This is a genomic window from Actinophytocola sp., assembly GCF_035634895.1.
Taxonomy (GTDB): Bacteria; Actinomycetota; Actinomycetes; order Mycobacteriales; family Pseudonocardiaceae; genus Actinophytocola.
The window spans coordinates 71,548-86,859 of the sequence record NZ_DASQCC010000185.1; the positions used below are offsets into that span (position 1 = coordinate 71,548).

Here is a 15,312-nt window from a genome sequence, read left to right on the forward strand (position 1 = left end):
CGAGGCCTCCACATCGGGATCGGTTGCCTCGTCAGCCTTGCGGCCACCCCGCACTCACGTCATCATGCGGCTGCCGTCACTTCGGGTACTGAGATCGCAGTACGTCCTGCTCACTTGCTGAAGCCCGCGGCCAGTCCACCCAGCAGCTGGCGCCGGCCGAACGTGTACAGCGCCAGGATGGGCAGCGTGGTGAGCACGACCGCGGCCACGATCGCCGGGACGTTGACGCTGTACTGGCCCTGGAACGTCCACAGCGCGAGCGGCAGCACCCGCTGCGACGGGCTCTGTGTCAGGATCAGCGGCAGCAGGAACGCGTTCCAGATGTTGAGTGCGTTGTAGACGGTCACCGTCACGATCGCCGGCCGGGTCATCGGCGCCGCCAGGCGCCACAGGGTCATCCACTCCGAGGCGCCGTCGACCCGCATCGACTCGAACAGCTCCTTGGGCACGTCCCGGATGAAGTTGGCCAGGATCAGCACCGACAGCGGGATGGCGAACGCGATCGACGGCAGGATCAACGCCAGCAGGCTGTCGTACAGGCGAAGCTTGATGATGATCAGGTAGACGGGGATGACCGTCGCCTGCAACGGGATGGCCAGGCCCATGAGGAACAGCCCGTTCACCCACCGCAGGAACCGGGCCTGCCAGCCCCGTACGATGGCGTACGCGGCCATGAACGAGAACGTCACCGCCGGCACCACCGCGCCGATGGTGACCACGGCGCTGTTGATGAAGTACTGGATGAAGTCCGACTCGATGACCAGCTGGTAGTTGGCCAGCGTCGGGGAGGTCGGCGGCACCAGCGGGTTGCTCGTGTAGTAGGTGCCCTTGGGCTTGAAGCTGGTGATGACCACCCAGTAGATCGGGATGACGACGATGGCGAGCCAGACCAGGCTCGCGAAGCCGCCGAGCCAGTTGGGCCGACGCGCCAAGTTGCTGCCGCTGCTCATGTCACGCGCCCTCGATCTGGCTCTCCGACGCGTCGCCGCCGAGCCGCCGCAGCAGCAGGGCGAGGACGAGCCCCAACAGGACGAGGAAGACCGCGATGACGCTCGCCGGTCCCATCAGGTTGGCCTGGAACCCTCGCTTGTACATGTCCAGCGCCAGCACCCGGGTCGCGTCGCCCGGTCCGCCCTCGGTCAGCACGAAGATCAGGTCGAAGAAGGTCAGCGACCCGACCACCATGAGCGTCGACGAGGTGATGATCGTGTACTTCAGCTGGGGGAGGGTGATGCTGAAGAACTGCCGGACGCGGCCGGCGCCGTCCAGCTGCGCGGCCTCGTACATGGACTGCGGGATCTGCCGGACACCACCCTGGTAGATCAGCGTGTGCAGCGGGATGAACTGCCAGGACACGACGAACACCACGAGGCTGAACGCGAGCACCGGGCGGCCCAGCCAGTCCTGGCTGAGGAACTTCACCCCCAGCCCGGCGCCGAGCCCGAAGTTCGGGTCCAGCAACGCCTTGTACGCGATCGCGATCGCCGCGGAGCTCAGCAGCAGCGGGATGAAGTACACGATGGCCAGCAGGCCGCGGTAGCGCTGGTAGCCGGACAGGAACGTGCCGAGCAGGATGCTCAGCGGCGTCTGCACGGCCCAGGACGTGGCCACCACCAGGAACGTGATCCAGACGGCGTGCGGCAGTCCGGGGTCGGTGAGCACGGCCCGCCAGCTGTCCAGCCCGGTGAGGTGGATCTCGCCGAGCCCGTCCCAGGTGGTGAAGCTCAGCGCGAGCACACCGAACACCGGGATGATGGCGAAGCCGATGAAGACGAGAAGCGCCGGCGCGGCCAGCCACGGGAGGATTCCGTACTGGCCGCGCCGCTGCGGCCGATTGGTCGGTTCGGTCACTGACCGATTACCGCGTTCATGTTGTCGGCGAACTGCTGCGGGGAGATGGACAGCTGGAACAGCTTGACGATGTTGTCCAGCAACGTCTCCGCGGCCGTCGGGCTGAGCGCCTGGTCCCACGACTGCGCGAACACCTTGGCGTTACTGGCGACGTCGTAGGTGAACTTGAGGAAGTCGGCGTTCTTGTCCTTCGCCAGCAGGTCCTGCGTGCCCTTCAGGACGGGGACGCCGCCGGTGCCGATCCACTGCTTGACCTCCTCGTCGTCGAGGACGCCCTTGGCGAGGAACTTCTTGGCGATGTCTTTCTGCTCCTTGGTGGCCTTCGAGGAGATCGACAGGTACTGCGCGGGGTTGCCGACGGTGTCGGTCTCGTCGCCCTTGCCACCCTCGATCGGCGGGAAGTTCATGTAGCCGAGCGCGTCGCTGGAGACGAAGTCGCCGCCGTCGGCCTGCTGGATGCCGTAGGACCACGAGCCGTGGAGCATCATCGCGGCCTTGTCGGTGTAGAGCAGCGCCTGGTCGGCGTTGGAGTCCGCGGTGATCGAGGAGAAGCCCTTGATGAACCCGTCCGCCTTGACCAGGTCCTGGACCTTGGTCAGCGCCTGGATGGCGATCGGGTTGGACCAGGCGTCCTTCTCGCCGTCGAACACGGCCTGGAACACGTCGGGCCCGCCCATGCGGTCGAACAGGAACTCCAGCCACATCATGTTCGTCCACCGCGACTGGCCGCCGAGGGAGAACGGTGCGATGCCCGCCGCGTTGAACTTGGGCACCAGGGCCATGATCTCGTCCCAGGACTGCGGCGGCTCCACCTTCAGCCGGTCGAAGACCCGCTTGTTGTAGTACAGGACGATCGGCTGCACGGTCTCGCACGGCATCGCGTAGATCTTGCCGTCGATGGTCGCCGCGCCGAACGAGGACGGGAACAGCTTGTCCTTGACCGCCGAGTTCTGGTCGAACCACGAGGTGAGGTCCTCGACCTTGCCGGCCTTGACGTAGGTGGCCAGCGTGCCGCCACCCCAGCCCCAGATGAGCGTGGGTGCCTGGCCTGCGCCGATGGCGGTCTTGATCTTCGTCTTGTAGGCGTCGTTCTGGAAGGTGGTGGGGTTGATCTTGCTGTCGGGGTTGGCTTTGTTGAACCGGTCGACGGTGCCGGTCCGCACCCCCTCCTGCGGTTGCCCGCTCAGGTACCAGTAGGTGGCGCTGCCACCGCTTCCTGGTCCCGAGGTGCCACACGCGCCAAGCGCCATGAGGGCCGGCGCACCAGCGGCGAAGCCGAGGATGGTGCGTCGAGAGATTTGGTTTTCCACGCTGGTTCTCCCGTTCTCGAGAGGCGCCGACTTCTTTGGGGCCGTCTCCGAAAACTTTCGAAATCTCAAGTTGTCCAGTCTAGGTATCAGGTCTGGTCTCGGACTGTCAAGGTCAACTCCCATTCGTTGCCCGAAATGCGATGTCCACGCTCACACGGGGTCGCCATTTCTTCCCGGTCGATCACCGAAAGTTTCGCAAAGGTCCGGTGTCGATCGGTCGAGAATTGGGGCTGACGATAATGGAAGCGCTCACGTACTGGTACGGCCGTCTGGGTGCCGGACCGCCTCCGCTGAGTCACCGGCGACCCACCATCCTGGCGGCCCCTCCAAGGCCTGGCTCGCCTCGTCGAGGACTGACGGTCACCGGCGTGCCGGGTGGGCTCGGTGCATGATGGACCGGAAACGGCACGACCAGGACGGGGTGACGGTGTGCGTCCCGAACCCGTGGACGACCTCGAGGAGGCCGCGGCGGTCTTCACGAGCGTGCGCCCGCGCCTGTTCGGCATCGCGTACCGCATGCTCGGCAGCGCCGCCGAGGCCGAGGACCTCGTGCAGGACGTCTGGCTCCGCTGGCAGGCCTGCGACCGCGCGGCCGTCGCCAGCCCCGCCGCCTTCCTCGCGACGACCACGACCCGGCTCGCCATCAACGCGCTCCGGTCCGCGCGGGTGCGCCGCGAGACCTACGTCGGGCCGTGGCTGCCCGAGCCCGTCGACACCAGCGCCGACCCCTACCTCGGGGCCGAGCGCGGCGAGGCCCTCGAGTTCGCCACCCTCCTGCTGATGGAGAAGCTCACGCCCCACGAGCGCGCCGCCTACGTCCTGCGCGAGGCCTTCGACTACTCCTACGCGGAGATCGCCGACATCCTGCGGTCCACCGAACCGGCCGGGCGGCAGCTCGTCAGCCGGGCCCGCAGGCACGTGACCGGCGAACGCCGCACCCCGGTGAGCCCCGCCGCGCAGCGGGAGCTGCTGACCGCGTTCGTCGCGGCCGCCCGCTCCGGTGACATGACGTCGCTGGAACGGCTCTTCACGGCCGAGGTGACGAGCCTGTCCGACGGCGACGGCCGGGCGCGGGTCGCCAAGGTCGCGGTCGTGGGCGCGTCGCGCGTGGCCAGGTTCCTGGCGGCGTTCGCGGACTGGTTCTGGGACGACGTCGACCTGCGCCCGGTGACCACGAACGGCCAGGCGTCGGTCGTGCTACGGCACGACGGCGAGGTGCGGTGCGTGTTCACGGTCTGCGCCACCGCCGAGGGCATCGACAAGGTGCTGTGGATGTTCAACCCGGAGAAGTTCGCGTCGGTGGCCTGACGGCACGGGGCCCCGCGCCGGGCCGAGCGGCCGGCGCGGGGCCCCGGAGCGGTCTACCGCGCGAGCCACTCGCGGTAGGCGGTCTTCGCGATCACCGCGCCGTCCTTCGCGACGAGGGCGTCGCCCGGCGCGGCGGCGAACATGCCGGCGCCGGCGTCGGTGACGACCGTGCGCGGGTCCCCCTTGGCGGCGAGGGTGATCCGGCCCAGCTCGTCGAGCGTGAACACCTCGGGGCCGGCGACGTCGCGCGTGCCCAGCAGCGGCGCGCCGACGCAGACGTCCGCCACGGCCTGTGCGACGTCGGCCGCGGCCATGGGCTGGACGGGCGTGGCGGGCAGCCGGACGGTGTTCTCGTCGGCGGTCCAGGCCAGCACCGCGTCCATGAACTCGAAGAACTGCGTGGCACGGACGATCGAGTACGGCACGGGGCCGGCCTTGAGCAGGTCCTCCTGCAGCACCTTGGCGCGGTAGTAGACCAGGTCCGGCACCAGGTCGGCACCCACGATCGACAGGATCACCGCGTGCCCGACGCCCGCGTCCCCGACGGCCGCGAGCAGATTGTCCATCGTGGTACGGAAGAACGCGGGGGAGGCGTCGTCGAACGTCGGCGAGTTCGTCAGGTTGACGACGACGTCGGCCCCGTCCAGCGCCTCGGACAGGCCGTGCCCGCTCTGCAGGTCCAGCCCGGTGGACAGCGAGTGCGGCACCGCCTCGTGCCCACCCGCGTTCAGGATGCTGACCACCTGCGAGCCGATGAGCCCGGTCCCACCGATGACGGCGATCTTCATTTCAGCGACCTTCCTTGCCAGGCGACGTGACGGTCGTCACGCCGTGCCGGTTCCTCATCGTCCACCACGCCGAGCACCGGTCTGGCCGGCTCGCGGCGCGTGGTGACGAGGCTCCACCCGCTCAGACAGGACAGCCCCGCGAGTTGTGACTCGAGCGGGGCAATCTCTCCCGGGGCCGCCGGGAAGGATCCCGGCCGGCGCGCCGTGCCGACCCGGCACGGCGACCTCGTCGCCGATCTCTCGACGGGGCGCCGCACGCCCCGCTGAGCTGGGTCGGCGGTGCCGAGGTGACGCACGGTCCGCCGGTCATGCCGCGGTGCAGGCCGACTACTTCGCCCGCCGGATCGTCACCGAGACCTCATCGGCATCGCCGGCGCCGCCGGCAACGAGAAGGGGCTCGCGGATGCCCACCGCGGGCTCCCGAGCTCGGGGGCCTGACGCGGATCGGTTCGCAGGTTCGTCCCGGTGTGCCGCCCGCCGGTCGGGTCTACCGCCGGCGGTAGATCGTGATGGAGTGGCCGACCTCGTCGATCGGTGTGCTGCCGTCGAGCAGCGCCCGCAGGCGGTCGTCGGCCTTGGCGATGGCGGAGTCGGACACCACGAGCAGGCCGTGCACGCGGTCCGGGGGCTGGACGAGCGGGTCGTGGGCCTCGATGCCGTAGTAGGACGGCAGGCCGGCGCCCTTGTAGACGAGCCAGACCCGCTCGTCCGGGTAACGCTCCCGCAGGCGGTCGGCCAGCCGGCCCAGGTCCTGTCCCCAGTCGACGTTCGAGTCGTGCAGGCGCAGGTGGGTCTTCGCCGGTCCGCCGAACGCCTCGTTGGAGTACGGCAGGTAGTACGGGAACGTCCACAGCGAGCTGACCGCGGTGAGGACGACCAGGGCGGCCACCGCCACCCGCGCCCACCGCCGGCGCACGGCGACCACGCCGCCCGCCGCGACCGCCATGAACATCGGCACGAAGATCGCGTACCGGACGCCGAGGTCACGCGAACCGGTCATGGCCGCGACCAGCAGCACGGCCGTGGGCACGAGCAGGTAGGGCGCCGCCGGGCGCAGCCGGCGAACCGACACCATCGCGACGGCGCCGGCCAGCCAGAGCACGAGCGTGCCCAGCGGCGTCTTCACCAGCAGCGCGGCCGGCAGGTAGTACCACAGCGAGCCGACGTACTGCCGGCCGAACAGGAAGCCGCCCCACAGCCGGTCCTCGAAGCCGAACTGGACACGCATCCCGTACCGGTACGACTCGGGGAACGGCAGCCAGTCGACGAGCGCGCGCAGGCCGTGGAGCGCCGGCAGGTCCGGCGGCGACGCCCACCGCAGCCCCGGGTCCACGGCGAGGTAGGCGGCCCACACCACGGCGACCGCGACCAGCGCCACGCCCACCGCGGCCGCCACACCGAGCCCGAGGACCCGCGCGGTCCGCCTGGCGTCGAGGTCGGGGGTGCGGCGGGCGTGCCAGACCGACAGCACGACCAGGAGCATCAGCACCGGCACCGCCGCCAGGGCGCTCATCTTCGTCGCGATGGCCGCGCCGAGGGCGAGTCCGGCGAGGGGGAGGTAGCGGACGGGACGGCGCCGGGCCCGCCACAGCAGCCACACCGACGTCAGCAGGAACCCGGCCGTCGGCACGTCGAGCGTGGCCAGCGACCCGTTCGTGATGACATCGGGGGAGAACGCGTACAGCGCGAGGGCCGCCAGCCCGCCGGCCGGGCCGGCCAGATCGCTCGCGAACGCGAGGACGACCAGCCCGAACAGCAGCGTCAGCACGATCACCGGCAGCCTCGCCAGCAACATCAGCCGGCGGGCGTCGTTGCCGGACTCGTACAGCACGTGCTGGCCGAGCTGGCTCTGGTTGCCCGCGAAGGCGGGGTCGAGACGCACGTCGGCGAAGGCCAGCCCGGTCGCGATGATCAGCTTGCCCAGCGGGGGATGCTCCGGGTTGTACCGCACACTGTGCTCCCGCAGGTACACCGCCGCCGTGCCGACGTAGACCGGCTCGTCGATGGTCGGGGTCTGCTCCACGGCCGTCGTGACCATCGCGATGGCCATCTCGGCGAGGAGCGCGACCACGACGAACGCGAACACCCACCGCCGGTGCCGGCGCGGCCAGCCGAACCGGCCCGCCGGGCGCTCCTCCGCCGGCGGGTCCGCCGAGGTCGCCTCGCCCGTGTTCGGTATCTGGCTCGTGCTGGACGACAACCCGAAGGTCCTTCCGTCGGAGACGACAACGCGGACGACACGCGAACAGCGACGCGCTACGAGCGCCTGCCACAGGCGAGGGTACTGGGACGCGCTGTGTTGTGTGCCACAGCATCCAGGTCCACGGCGGCGCGCGCGTGAGGCGTGGCAACGGGTGTGACCATGCCTGTCCTGGGGAAACCCTTGGGACGATCATGACTCACCGGGTCCGTACACCGGCCCGGTACGCTGACAGCTGCCCGAAGGTCCCGAACGGCGGCCACGGCCGGGCCACGCCACAGTGGACCGACCACTGACCTGCCCTGGAGGACAGTGTTACTTGGGAGAACGGGCAGTGCGGCGCGGAAATCGAACTCTGTCCAGCAGGCTCGGCTGTCACCACACGTGGATGAGAGGCTGCCATCTTGGACGACCGTCGTGAGGATGTGGGGAGCTTCAGCGGCGATCTTCTCGGTCCGGTACCCCCGGTGAGGCAACGGCTCGAATGGGCGGACGTCGCGAAGGGCGTCTGCATCGTGCTCGTCGTGCTGTGGCACGTCATCATGAAGGACCTGCTGCAGATCGACTGGCACGTCGCCACGCCGTTCCTCGGCGCGTGGGGCTCGGTGGGCGAACTGCTCCTACCACTGCGGATGCCGCTGTTCTTCGCGATCTCCGGGTTCTTCGCGGCCAACGCGGTCCGCCGGCCGTGGCAGGTGATCGGCCGCACCAAGGTGGCCAAGTTCCTTTACCTGTACGCGTTGTGGCTGTGCGTGCACACCCTGCTGTTCTCGGTGGTCCCGGACTTCGGCACCGAGCGTGCCGACACCGTGCTCAAGTTCCTGGCACAGCTCACGATCACGCCGTCGAACCTGTGGTATCTCCAGGCACTGGCCATCTACTTCGTGGTCGCCAAGGTGTCGCTGCGGATCCCGCCCCCGGTCATGCTCGCCGCGGCGTTCGCGCTGTCCGCCGTCGCGGCCGCCGAACTCGTTGCCACGCCGGGCGATCGCGGTGGTCTGTACCAGAACCTGGTGTTCTTCCTCGTCGGCCTGTACGGGAAGTCAGTCCTGCCGCGGGTGGCCGAGACGGCCAGCTGGGTGCGGCTGGCCGCCGTCGCCGTGCCGTATCTCGGCATTCTCGTGGTGATCGAACATCTCGGCGTCAAGACGTGGTTCGGGTTGTGGCCGGCCGTCAGCCTCGTCGCCGTCTTCCTCGGTGTGACACTGTTCAGTCTGGTGACGCGCTGGGCGGCGCTGACCAGGGCGCTGACCAGCATCGGCAGGCGGACGCTGCCGGTGTACGTCATGCACATGCCGATCCTCGCGCTGCTGCACCTGTCGCTGCGCGGCCCGATCGCGCACCTGCCCGGCACCCTGCGAGTGGCGGTGTCGGCGGTGGAACCTGCCATGATGACCACACTGGTGGTGTGGATCTGCCTTATGCTGCATCGGATTCTGCCGACAACGTGGGTCTTCGACCTGCCCGCGAAGAGGTCCGTGCCCGAACCGGCGGCACCGAGCGAGCCCACGGCGAGCCAGAGTCGGACGGCGACCCAACCGATCCTGATGAGAAGTGATCACGAGTAGGCGTGCGAAAACATCCGAGAAGGCACTCCGTGCGACGGACCTGGGCGATGGCGGCAGCGGTCGTCCTCGGCGCCGGCGTGGCCTTCGCCGTCGTCACCAACGGCGGCACGAGCGCGGGGGCCGACCAGGCCAAACCACCCGCCACGGCGCCCACCCAGGCGGCGGGGCAGAAGGGGAAGGGCACGACCACGAGCCCGCCCCCACCGGCCGCGGTCCTGCCGTTCAACGCGAAGATCACCTCGGCCGACATCCCGGTGCCGGGCGGCGGGGTGCGCAGCGGCGGCTGCAGCGGCTCGCTGATCGCGCCCGAGTGGATCATCACGGCCGGGCACTGCTTCCACGACATCGACGACAAGCGGATCAGCGGCCCGCCGGACCACACGATCACCGTGACCGTCGGCAAGCTGAAGGACAGCGACGCCGGCGGCCACACGGCGCAGGTCGTGGACGTCCGGCAGTCCCCGGTGAACGACATAGCGCTGGCGAAGCTGTCCTCGGCCGTGCCGAACATCGTCCCGCTGAAGCTCTACGCGGCACCGCCCACGGTCGGCCAGCAGCTGCGGTTCATCGGCTGGGGCTCACGCTCCGCGACCGTGAAACTCCCGTCCGACAACGTGAAACAGGGTCAGTTCGGCGTGCTGTCGGTCAAGCAGTACACCATCGAGGCCGACTCGCTGGTGCCGCGCACCGTGGACAACAGCCCGTGCCCCTGTGACTCCGGCTCCCCGTACTTCACCTCCGACGACGACCGCACCGGCACGCTGGTGGCCGTCGAGAGCTCCGGCCCGCCGTGCCCGCAGGGGGGCCGCGAGATCATGTCGCGGGTGGACGTCGTCGCCCAGTGGATCCGCGACCAGACCGGCGGCACCGCCGGGTAACGGTCACGGCGCCAGGGAGATCAGGACCGACTTGGTGCGGGTGTAGTCGTGCAGCGCCTCCGGCCCGTTCTCGCGGCCGAAGCCGGAGTGCTTGACGCCGCCGAACGGCATCGCCGGGTCGAGCATCGCCCAGTCGTTGACCCACACGATCCCGGCGTCGAGGCGCGCGGCGACCCGGTGCGCCCGCGCCACGTCCCGCGTCTGGAGGCCCGCGGCCAGCCCGTAGGGCGTCGAGTTGGCCAGCTCGACCGCCTCGTCCTCGGTGTCGAACGCCTGCACCGTCAGCACCGGGCCGAAGATCTCCTCCCGCACGACCCGCGAGTCCGCCGGCAGGTCCGCGAGCACCGTCGGCTGGTGGAAGAACCCGTCGCCGGCGATCCGCTCGCCGCCCGCGACCACCCGCCCGCCCTCGGACACGGCCACCCGCAGGTACTCCTCGACCTTCGCGAGGTGCCGCTCGGCCGCCATCGGGCCCACGACCGTCGCCTCGTCGAACGGGTCGCCGACCGGGATGCCCGGCACGGCCTGGGAGAGGATCTCCAGGATCGTCTCGTAGCTTGAGCGGTGCACCAGCAGCCGGGGCCCACCCATGCAGAACTGCCCGGTGTTGAACACGAACGCCTTGATCACCGCCTCCACGGCCCGCGTCAGGTCCGCGTCCTCGAACACGATGTGTGCCGCGTTCCCGCCCAGCTCCATCGTCACCGGCTTGAGGTGCTCACCCGCGACCGCGGCGGCGTGCCGGCCAACGGCCGTCGACCCGGTGAACGCGATCTTGTCGACGCCGGGATGCGACAGCAGTGCGTCACCCGCGACCGCACCGACCCCCGTGACGACGTTGACCACCCCCGCCGGCACCCCGGCCTCGGTCAGCAGCCCGGCCATCAGCAGCGCGGACAGGGGAGTCTCGTCGGCCGGCTTGTGCACCACGGTGTTGCCGGCCGCGAGCGCCGGCGCGAGCTTCGTGCTGCTCAGGATGATCGGGAAGTTGAACGGCGTGATGGCCGCGACCACCCCCAGCGGCTCCCGGCGCGTGTACGCGTGCGCGGGGAACGGGACCTCGCGGTGGGCGCCCTCGACGGTCAGTGCGAGCGCCGCGTAGTACTCGTACGTCTCGGCCGCGGTCGGCACGTCGACGTTGCGGCACAGGGCGATCGGCTTGCCGACGTCGAGCGACTCCACGGCGGCCAGCTCGTCCGCCCTTTCCATGATCAGCGCACTCGCCCGCCGCAGGACCCGCGCCCGCTCCCGGGCCGGGGTGTCGCGCCAGCCCGGGAAGGCCGCGCGTGCCGCCGCCACCGCGCCGCCCACGTCGGTGGGTGTCGCCGCGGCCGCGGTGGTGACGGTTCGGCCGGTGGCGGGGTCGAGGATGTCGATCCGCTCGCCACCGGCGGCGGGCCGCCAGTGGCCGGCGACGAAGAGCTGTCCCGGCTCGACCTTCGGACGTCGGTCTACGACGGTCATGGGCGACTCCCTCGTCGCGGGCGGCGGCCGGACCGTGTGCCGGCCGCGGGCCAGGAAACTCCGCTGTCCCCGAGATCGCAACGGGTTCCTGGGATATCGTGCGCATACTGACCCACGGAGTGCGCTCCGTGTCCCGGAGGCGCCAATGCACGAGCTGCCCGAGGTGACGCTGCACAGCCAGGACCTCGACGAGACCCGCGACATCGCCACCCGGGTCCTGCACCCGCACAAGCTGTCCGTGGTCGGCGACGGCCCGTTCGGCATCGCACTGCACGTGGTGTCGCTCGGCGCGCTGAGCATCGGCTGGCTCAGCTACACCACGGCCGTGCGCATCGAGAGCACGCACCCCGGCTACTACCAGGTCAACATCCCGGCGGCGGGCCCGATGATGGCGAGGTGTGGTGCCGAGGAGGTGGTCGCGGGCCCCGGCCTCGGGACCGTCTACACGCCCGAACGGCCCGCCGAGTTCACCGTGCCGGCGCCGCTGCTCGCGATGCGGATCGGGCAGCGGGCCCTCAACCACGAGCTGGCGCTGCTGCTGGACCGGCGGCCCAGGAAACCGGTCGAGCTCGGCCTGGGGCTGGACGTGTCGAGCGGGCGGGGCGCGCGGTGGCTCGCGCTGGTCCAGTCACTGTCCGCCGACCTCGCCGACCCGAAGGCCCTGATCCGCCAACCGATGGTGGCCGCGCCGTTCGCGCACAGCGTGCTGGCCGGGCTGCTGCTCGCGTCCCGGCACGAGTACTCCGACGAGCTGGCGGCGCCGGTCGCCGCGGTCGGGCCGCCGACCGTGCGTGCCGCGCAGGCCTACATCGAGGCCAACGCGGACCGGCCGCTCACCGTCACCGACATCGCCAAGGCGACCGGTGTGGGCGTGCGGGGACTGCAGCAGGGATTTCATCGCGCCCTCGACATGTCGCCGATGCGGTACCTGCGCCAGGTCCGGCTGCGCGAGGCACACCGGGAGCTGCGGGCGGCCGACCCGGCGGCCACGACCGTCGGCGACGTCGCGGCGAGGTGGGGGTTCGGCCACCAGGGCCGGTTCGCGGTCGAGTACCGGCGGCGCTACGGCTGCCCGCCGGCGGAGACGTTGAGGATGACCTGACGGACCGGGTGTGCGCACCCCAGGCGGCACGCCCGGCCCGTCAGATGGCTCAGCCTGTCGGCACGTTGCCGTTCTTCGCCATCGGCACGGCGAGCTGCCAGCGGGCCTGTAGCGTCGCCTCCTCGGCCGGCAGGCCGGCCAGCAGCGGGTTGATGTGGGTCAGCCGCAGGGTGAACGGTGCCATCGTCGGCGCGATGATGTCGAACTTCTCCAGGTCGATGTACTGCACGATCTTCAGCACGTCGTCCGGGATCTTCTGGGCGTTCTTGCGAACCGGCACGCACAGCTGGCGGTTCTCCCTGACCCGCACGTCCGTCGGCTGGACGTCGCTCAACGCCCTGTTGAGCTGCGTCAGCTTCAGCGTCGTCTCCAGCGGCACCTGCGGCGTCTCCCGGTAGCAGGCCAGGTCGATGAACTCGACGAACCGCAGCACCGCGTCCGGTGGCTTCTCGTCGTTCTTGATGACCGGCACGCACAGCTGCTCAGGCGCCAGGAGGGTCACCGCCCGGTCGGGGAAGTCCTTGAGCACGGGGTTCAGGTGGCTCAGCTTCACCGGGAACTGGATGTTCGGCCCACCGATCCGGTAACACGACAGGTCCGTGAACCGGACGAAGTCCAGCACGTCCTCCGGCGGGAGCCGGTCGTTCTTCATCACCGGGGAGCAGAGCTGGGTGCGTGGGCCGAGACCCTGGATCGTCCACGGCGCCTGGCCGGCCAGCACCGGGTTGAGGTGGGTGAGTGTCAGCGGCTTCTGCGGCGGCTGGTAGGGGTTGGTGCGGAAGCACTCGAGGTCGAGACTGGACACGTACCGGAACGCGTCCGGCAGTGCCGGCGCCTTGGCCTCCTGCTGTGGCGCGGAGTTCGCCGCCGTCGCCGCGATCGCGGTGCCGGCCACCGCGGCCACCACGGCCATGACGGCCATGCCGATCCGGGAGCGCAGGAATGATCTTCGAACCATGCCCTGACCTTCTTCTTCTCGTGGGGAGTTGGACGGTGACCATGCAACCGCTGCCCGTTAAGCTGCCCTTAAGGTGAGCTGAGAGGGCCGTTACGAACCCGGGTGTGGCGGGCGAACTTCCCATGCACGCGTAGACGCGGCGAGGGGAGCGTCGTGACGACCCACCTTCTGGCCAGGCCCCGGCTGTCCACGCTGCTGGCCGGCACGCGCGCGACCCGCCTGACCACGGTCGTCGCGCCCGCCGGCTACGGCAAGACGGCCCTGCTGACCGGCTGGACCGATCCGGCACGCACCGCATGGCACACCTGCGCCGCCGACGACCGCGAACCCCGGCCGGCGCTGCGCCATCTGGCCCGGGCGATCCGGGAGGTGCTGCCGGGCCTGGACTTCACGATGCCCGCGGTCGCCGGCGACGCGCATGCCGCCGTCGCGACCCTCTGCGACGCGCTGCGTGACGCGGCGCTCGTGCTGGTGCTGGACGACGTGCACCTGGTGGGCGTCGGGGACCCGTCCGCCCGGCTGCTGGAGGGTCTGTGCCAGCAGCTTCCGCCCGGCGTGCGGCTGATCCTGGCCGGCCGGTGCGCGCCGCCGTTCCCGGTGCGGCGGCTGCGGGAAGGCGGGCAGCTCGCCGAGCTGACCGCCGACGAGCTGGCGTTCACCGCCGAGGAGACCGCCGCCCTGACCGCCCAGCTCGGCTCGCCGGCCGATCCCGTGCCGCTGCACCGAACCACCGGCGGCCGGCCGATCGCGGTCCGGCTTCGCGCCGAGGCGGCGCGGCACACCGCCGAACCACCCGGCGGGTTGTTGGACTGTGTCAACGTGATCACCGACGAACCGACCCGCGCGTTCCTCACCGACGCCGCGGCGTTCCCCCGGTTCCGGCCGGAACTGCTTGTGGCACTGGGACATCCCGTCGAGATGGCCGCGCGTCTCACCGGGCTGTTCGTCGAGCCGCTGCCGTCGACGGCCGGCTGGTTCGGCGTGGTCCCGGCGATCGCGGAGCTGTTGCCCGAGACACGTGAGGTGTACGACGTGGCGGCGGACTGGTTCACCGCCAACGACCATCTCGACGAGGCGCTGTCGGCGCTCGCCGCACTCGGTGACCTCGACCGGATCCAGCGGTTCCTGCACGAGCACGTGGACGAGGTGCTGCGCCAGGGTGGCGCGGACGCGGTGATCGCCGCGGTCCGCCTGGTGCCGCCGGACTCCCGTGACCACCGGACCTGGCAGCTCGCCGGCGAGGCACACCAGGTCCGTGGCGACTGGGCCAGCGCGCTCGACTGTCTACAACGCTCTGTCGAGAATGGACGGTGCCTGGCGCCCGCGGTCGCGCGCCGGATCGCGTGGTCACACTACCTGAGCGGGGCCACCGCCGAGGCGCTCGACGTCTGCGGCCGCAGCGTGCTGGACGGCGGTGACCCGGCGTCGGAGTCGTTGCTGCACAGCTGCGTCGCGAGCGCACAGTGGGCACGCGGCGAGCTGGCCGCGTGCCGGACCGCCGCGGCGACGGCCATGACCGTGGCGCGGGAGTGCGGCGACGACGCGGCGCTGGCGGCCGCGCACGCCGTCCTCGCGATGCTCGCCGCCGCCGGTGGCGACCAGACCGCGCTCACCGAGCACAACGACGCCGGGCTGCGGCACGCCGAGCGTGCCGGGGACGTGCTGAGTGTGATCAGGATCCGCTCCAACCGGGCGTCCCACCTGATCGAGTCCGGCGACTACCGCGGCGCGCTGGCGGAGCTGGAGGTCGCGTTGCCGCTGGCCGAGCTGACCGGCTTCACCACCTACCGGGCGTTCTGTCTCAACAACCGCGGCGAGGCCCGTCTCGGCCTCGGTCAGCTCGACGAGGCCGCCGCCGACCTCGTGGCGGCACGCGACATCTTCA

General features: G+C 70.6%; 12 protein-coding genes. 5 read left to right on the forward strand and 7 right to left on the reverse strand.

The features are described from left to right. Nucleotides 1-110: 110 nt before the first annotated feature. From VET29_RS27275 to VET29_RS27285, 3 genes are read right to left on the reverse strand one after another with little or no spacing between them, the layout of a single operon-like run. The gene (locus VET29_RS27275) at nt 111-950 is read right to left on the reverse strand and encodes a carbohydrate ABC transporter permease (RefSeq protein ID WP_324925528.1); all 840 of its coding nucleotides are present in this window, start codon (nt 948-950) and stop codon (nt 111-113) included. A gap of 1 nt (nt 951) precedes the next feature. After that, nucleotides 952-1,851, reverse strand: a complete 900-nt coding sequence (locus VET29_RS27280; protein ID WP_324925530.1) for a sugar ABC transporter permease — start codon at nt 1,849-1,851, stop codon at nt 952-954. Further along, nucleotides 1,848-3,161, reverse strand: coding sequence for an extracellular solute-binding protein (locus tag VET29_RS27285; protein ID WP_324925532.1), 1,314 nt, complete (start codon nt 3,159-3,161; stop codon nt 1,848-1,850). Before VET29_RS27285 ends, VET29_RS27280 begins: the two co-directional genes overlap by 4 nt. Nucleotides 3,162-3,590: 429 nt before the next feature. Here VET29_RS27285 and VET29_RS27290 point away from each other — a divergent pair, with 429 nt between their 5' ends. Continuing rightward, entirely contained in the window at nt 3,591-4,469 is an 879-nt protein-coding gene (locus tag VET29_RS27290; RefSeq protein ID WP_324925534.1) for an RNA polymerase sigma-70 factor, read from the forward strand. A gap of 53 nt (nt 4,470-4,522) precedes the next feature. Here VET29_RS27290 and VET29_RS27295 read toward each other — a convergent pair whose 3' ends face one another. Together VET29_RS27295 and VET29_RS27300 are read right to left on the reverse strand one after the other, a co-directional pair. Then, nucleotides 4,523-5,257, reverse strand: coding sequence for an SDR family oxidoreductase (locus VET29_RS27295; protein WP_324925536.1), 735 nt, complete (start codon nt 5,255-5,257; stop codon nt 4,523-4,525). A gap of 487 nt (nt 5,258-5,744) precedes the next feature. Then, nucleotides 5,745-7,457: a phospholipid carrier-dependent glycosyltransferase gene (locus VET29_RS27300; RefSeq protein ID WP_324925538.1), complete on the reverse strand. Its 1,713-nt coding sequence runs from the start codon at nt 7,455-7,457 to the stop codon at nt 5,745-5,747. Nucleotides 7,458-7,924: 467 nt separating this feature from the next. Between VET29_RS27300 and VET29_RS27305 the strand changes: the two genes are divergently transcribed. Both VET29_RS27305 and VET29_RS27310 read left to right on the forward strand, forming a co-directional pair. Beyond that, the gene (locus tag VET29_RS27305; protein ID WP_324925540.1) at nt 7,925-9,025 is read left to right on the forward strand and encodes an acyltransferase; all 1,101 of its coding nucleotides are present in this window, start codon (nt 7,925-7,927) and stop codon (nt 9,023-9,025) included. Nucleotides 9,026-9,054: 29 nt separating this feature from the next. Then, entirely contained in the window at nt 9,055-9,903 is an 849-nt protein-coding gene (locus VET29_RS27310; RefSeq protein ID WP_324925542.1) for a S1 family peptidase, read from the forward strand. A 3-nt stretch (nt 9,904-9,906) separates the two neighbouring features. On the opposite strand, the gene VET29_RS27315 is transcribed toward VET29_RS27310, so the two are convergent. Continuing rightward, complete coding sequence (locus VET29_RS27315) at nt 9,907-11,367, reverse strand: aldehyde dehydrogenase family protein (protein WP_324925544.1); 1,461 nt, start codon at nt 11,365-11,367, stop codon at nt 9,907-9,909. A gap of 145 nt (nt 11,368-11,512) precedes the next feature. Here VET29_RS27315 and VET29_RS27320 point away from each other — a divergent pair, with 145 nt between their 5' ends. Next, complete coding sequence (locus tag VET29_RS27320) at nt 11,513-12,469, forward strand: AraC family transcriptional regulator (RefSeq protein WP_324925546.1); 957 nt, start codon at nt 11,513-11,515, stop codon at nt 12,467-12,469. A 49-nt stretch (nt 12,470-12,518) separates the two neighbouring features. Here the strand turns inward: VET29_RS27320 and VET29_RS27325 are convergent, their stop codons facing one another. Beyond that, entirely contained in the window at nt 12,519-13,427 is a 909-nt protein-coding gene (locus VET29_RS27325; protein ID WP_324925549.1) for a hypothetical protein, read from the reverse strand. 153 nt (nt 13,428-13,580) lie between these two features. Here VET29_RS27325 and VET29_RS27330 point away from each other — a divergent pair. After that, nucleotides 13,581-15,312: AAA family ATPase (locus tag VET29_RS27330; protein WP_324925551.1), on the forward strand; the 1,732-nt coding region annotated here is incomplete at its 3' end.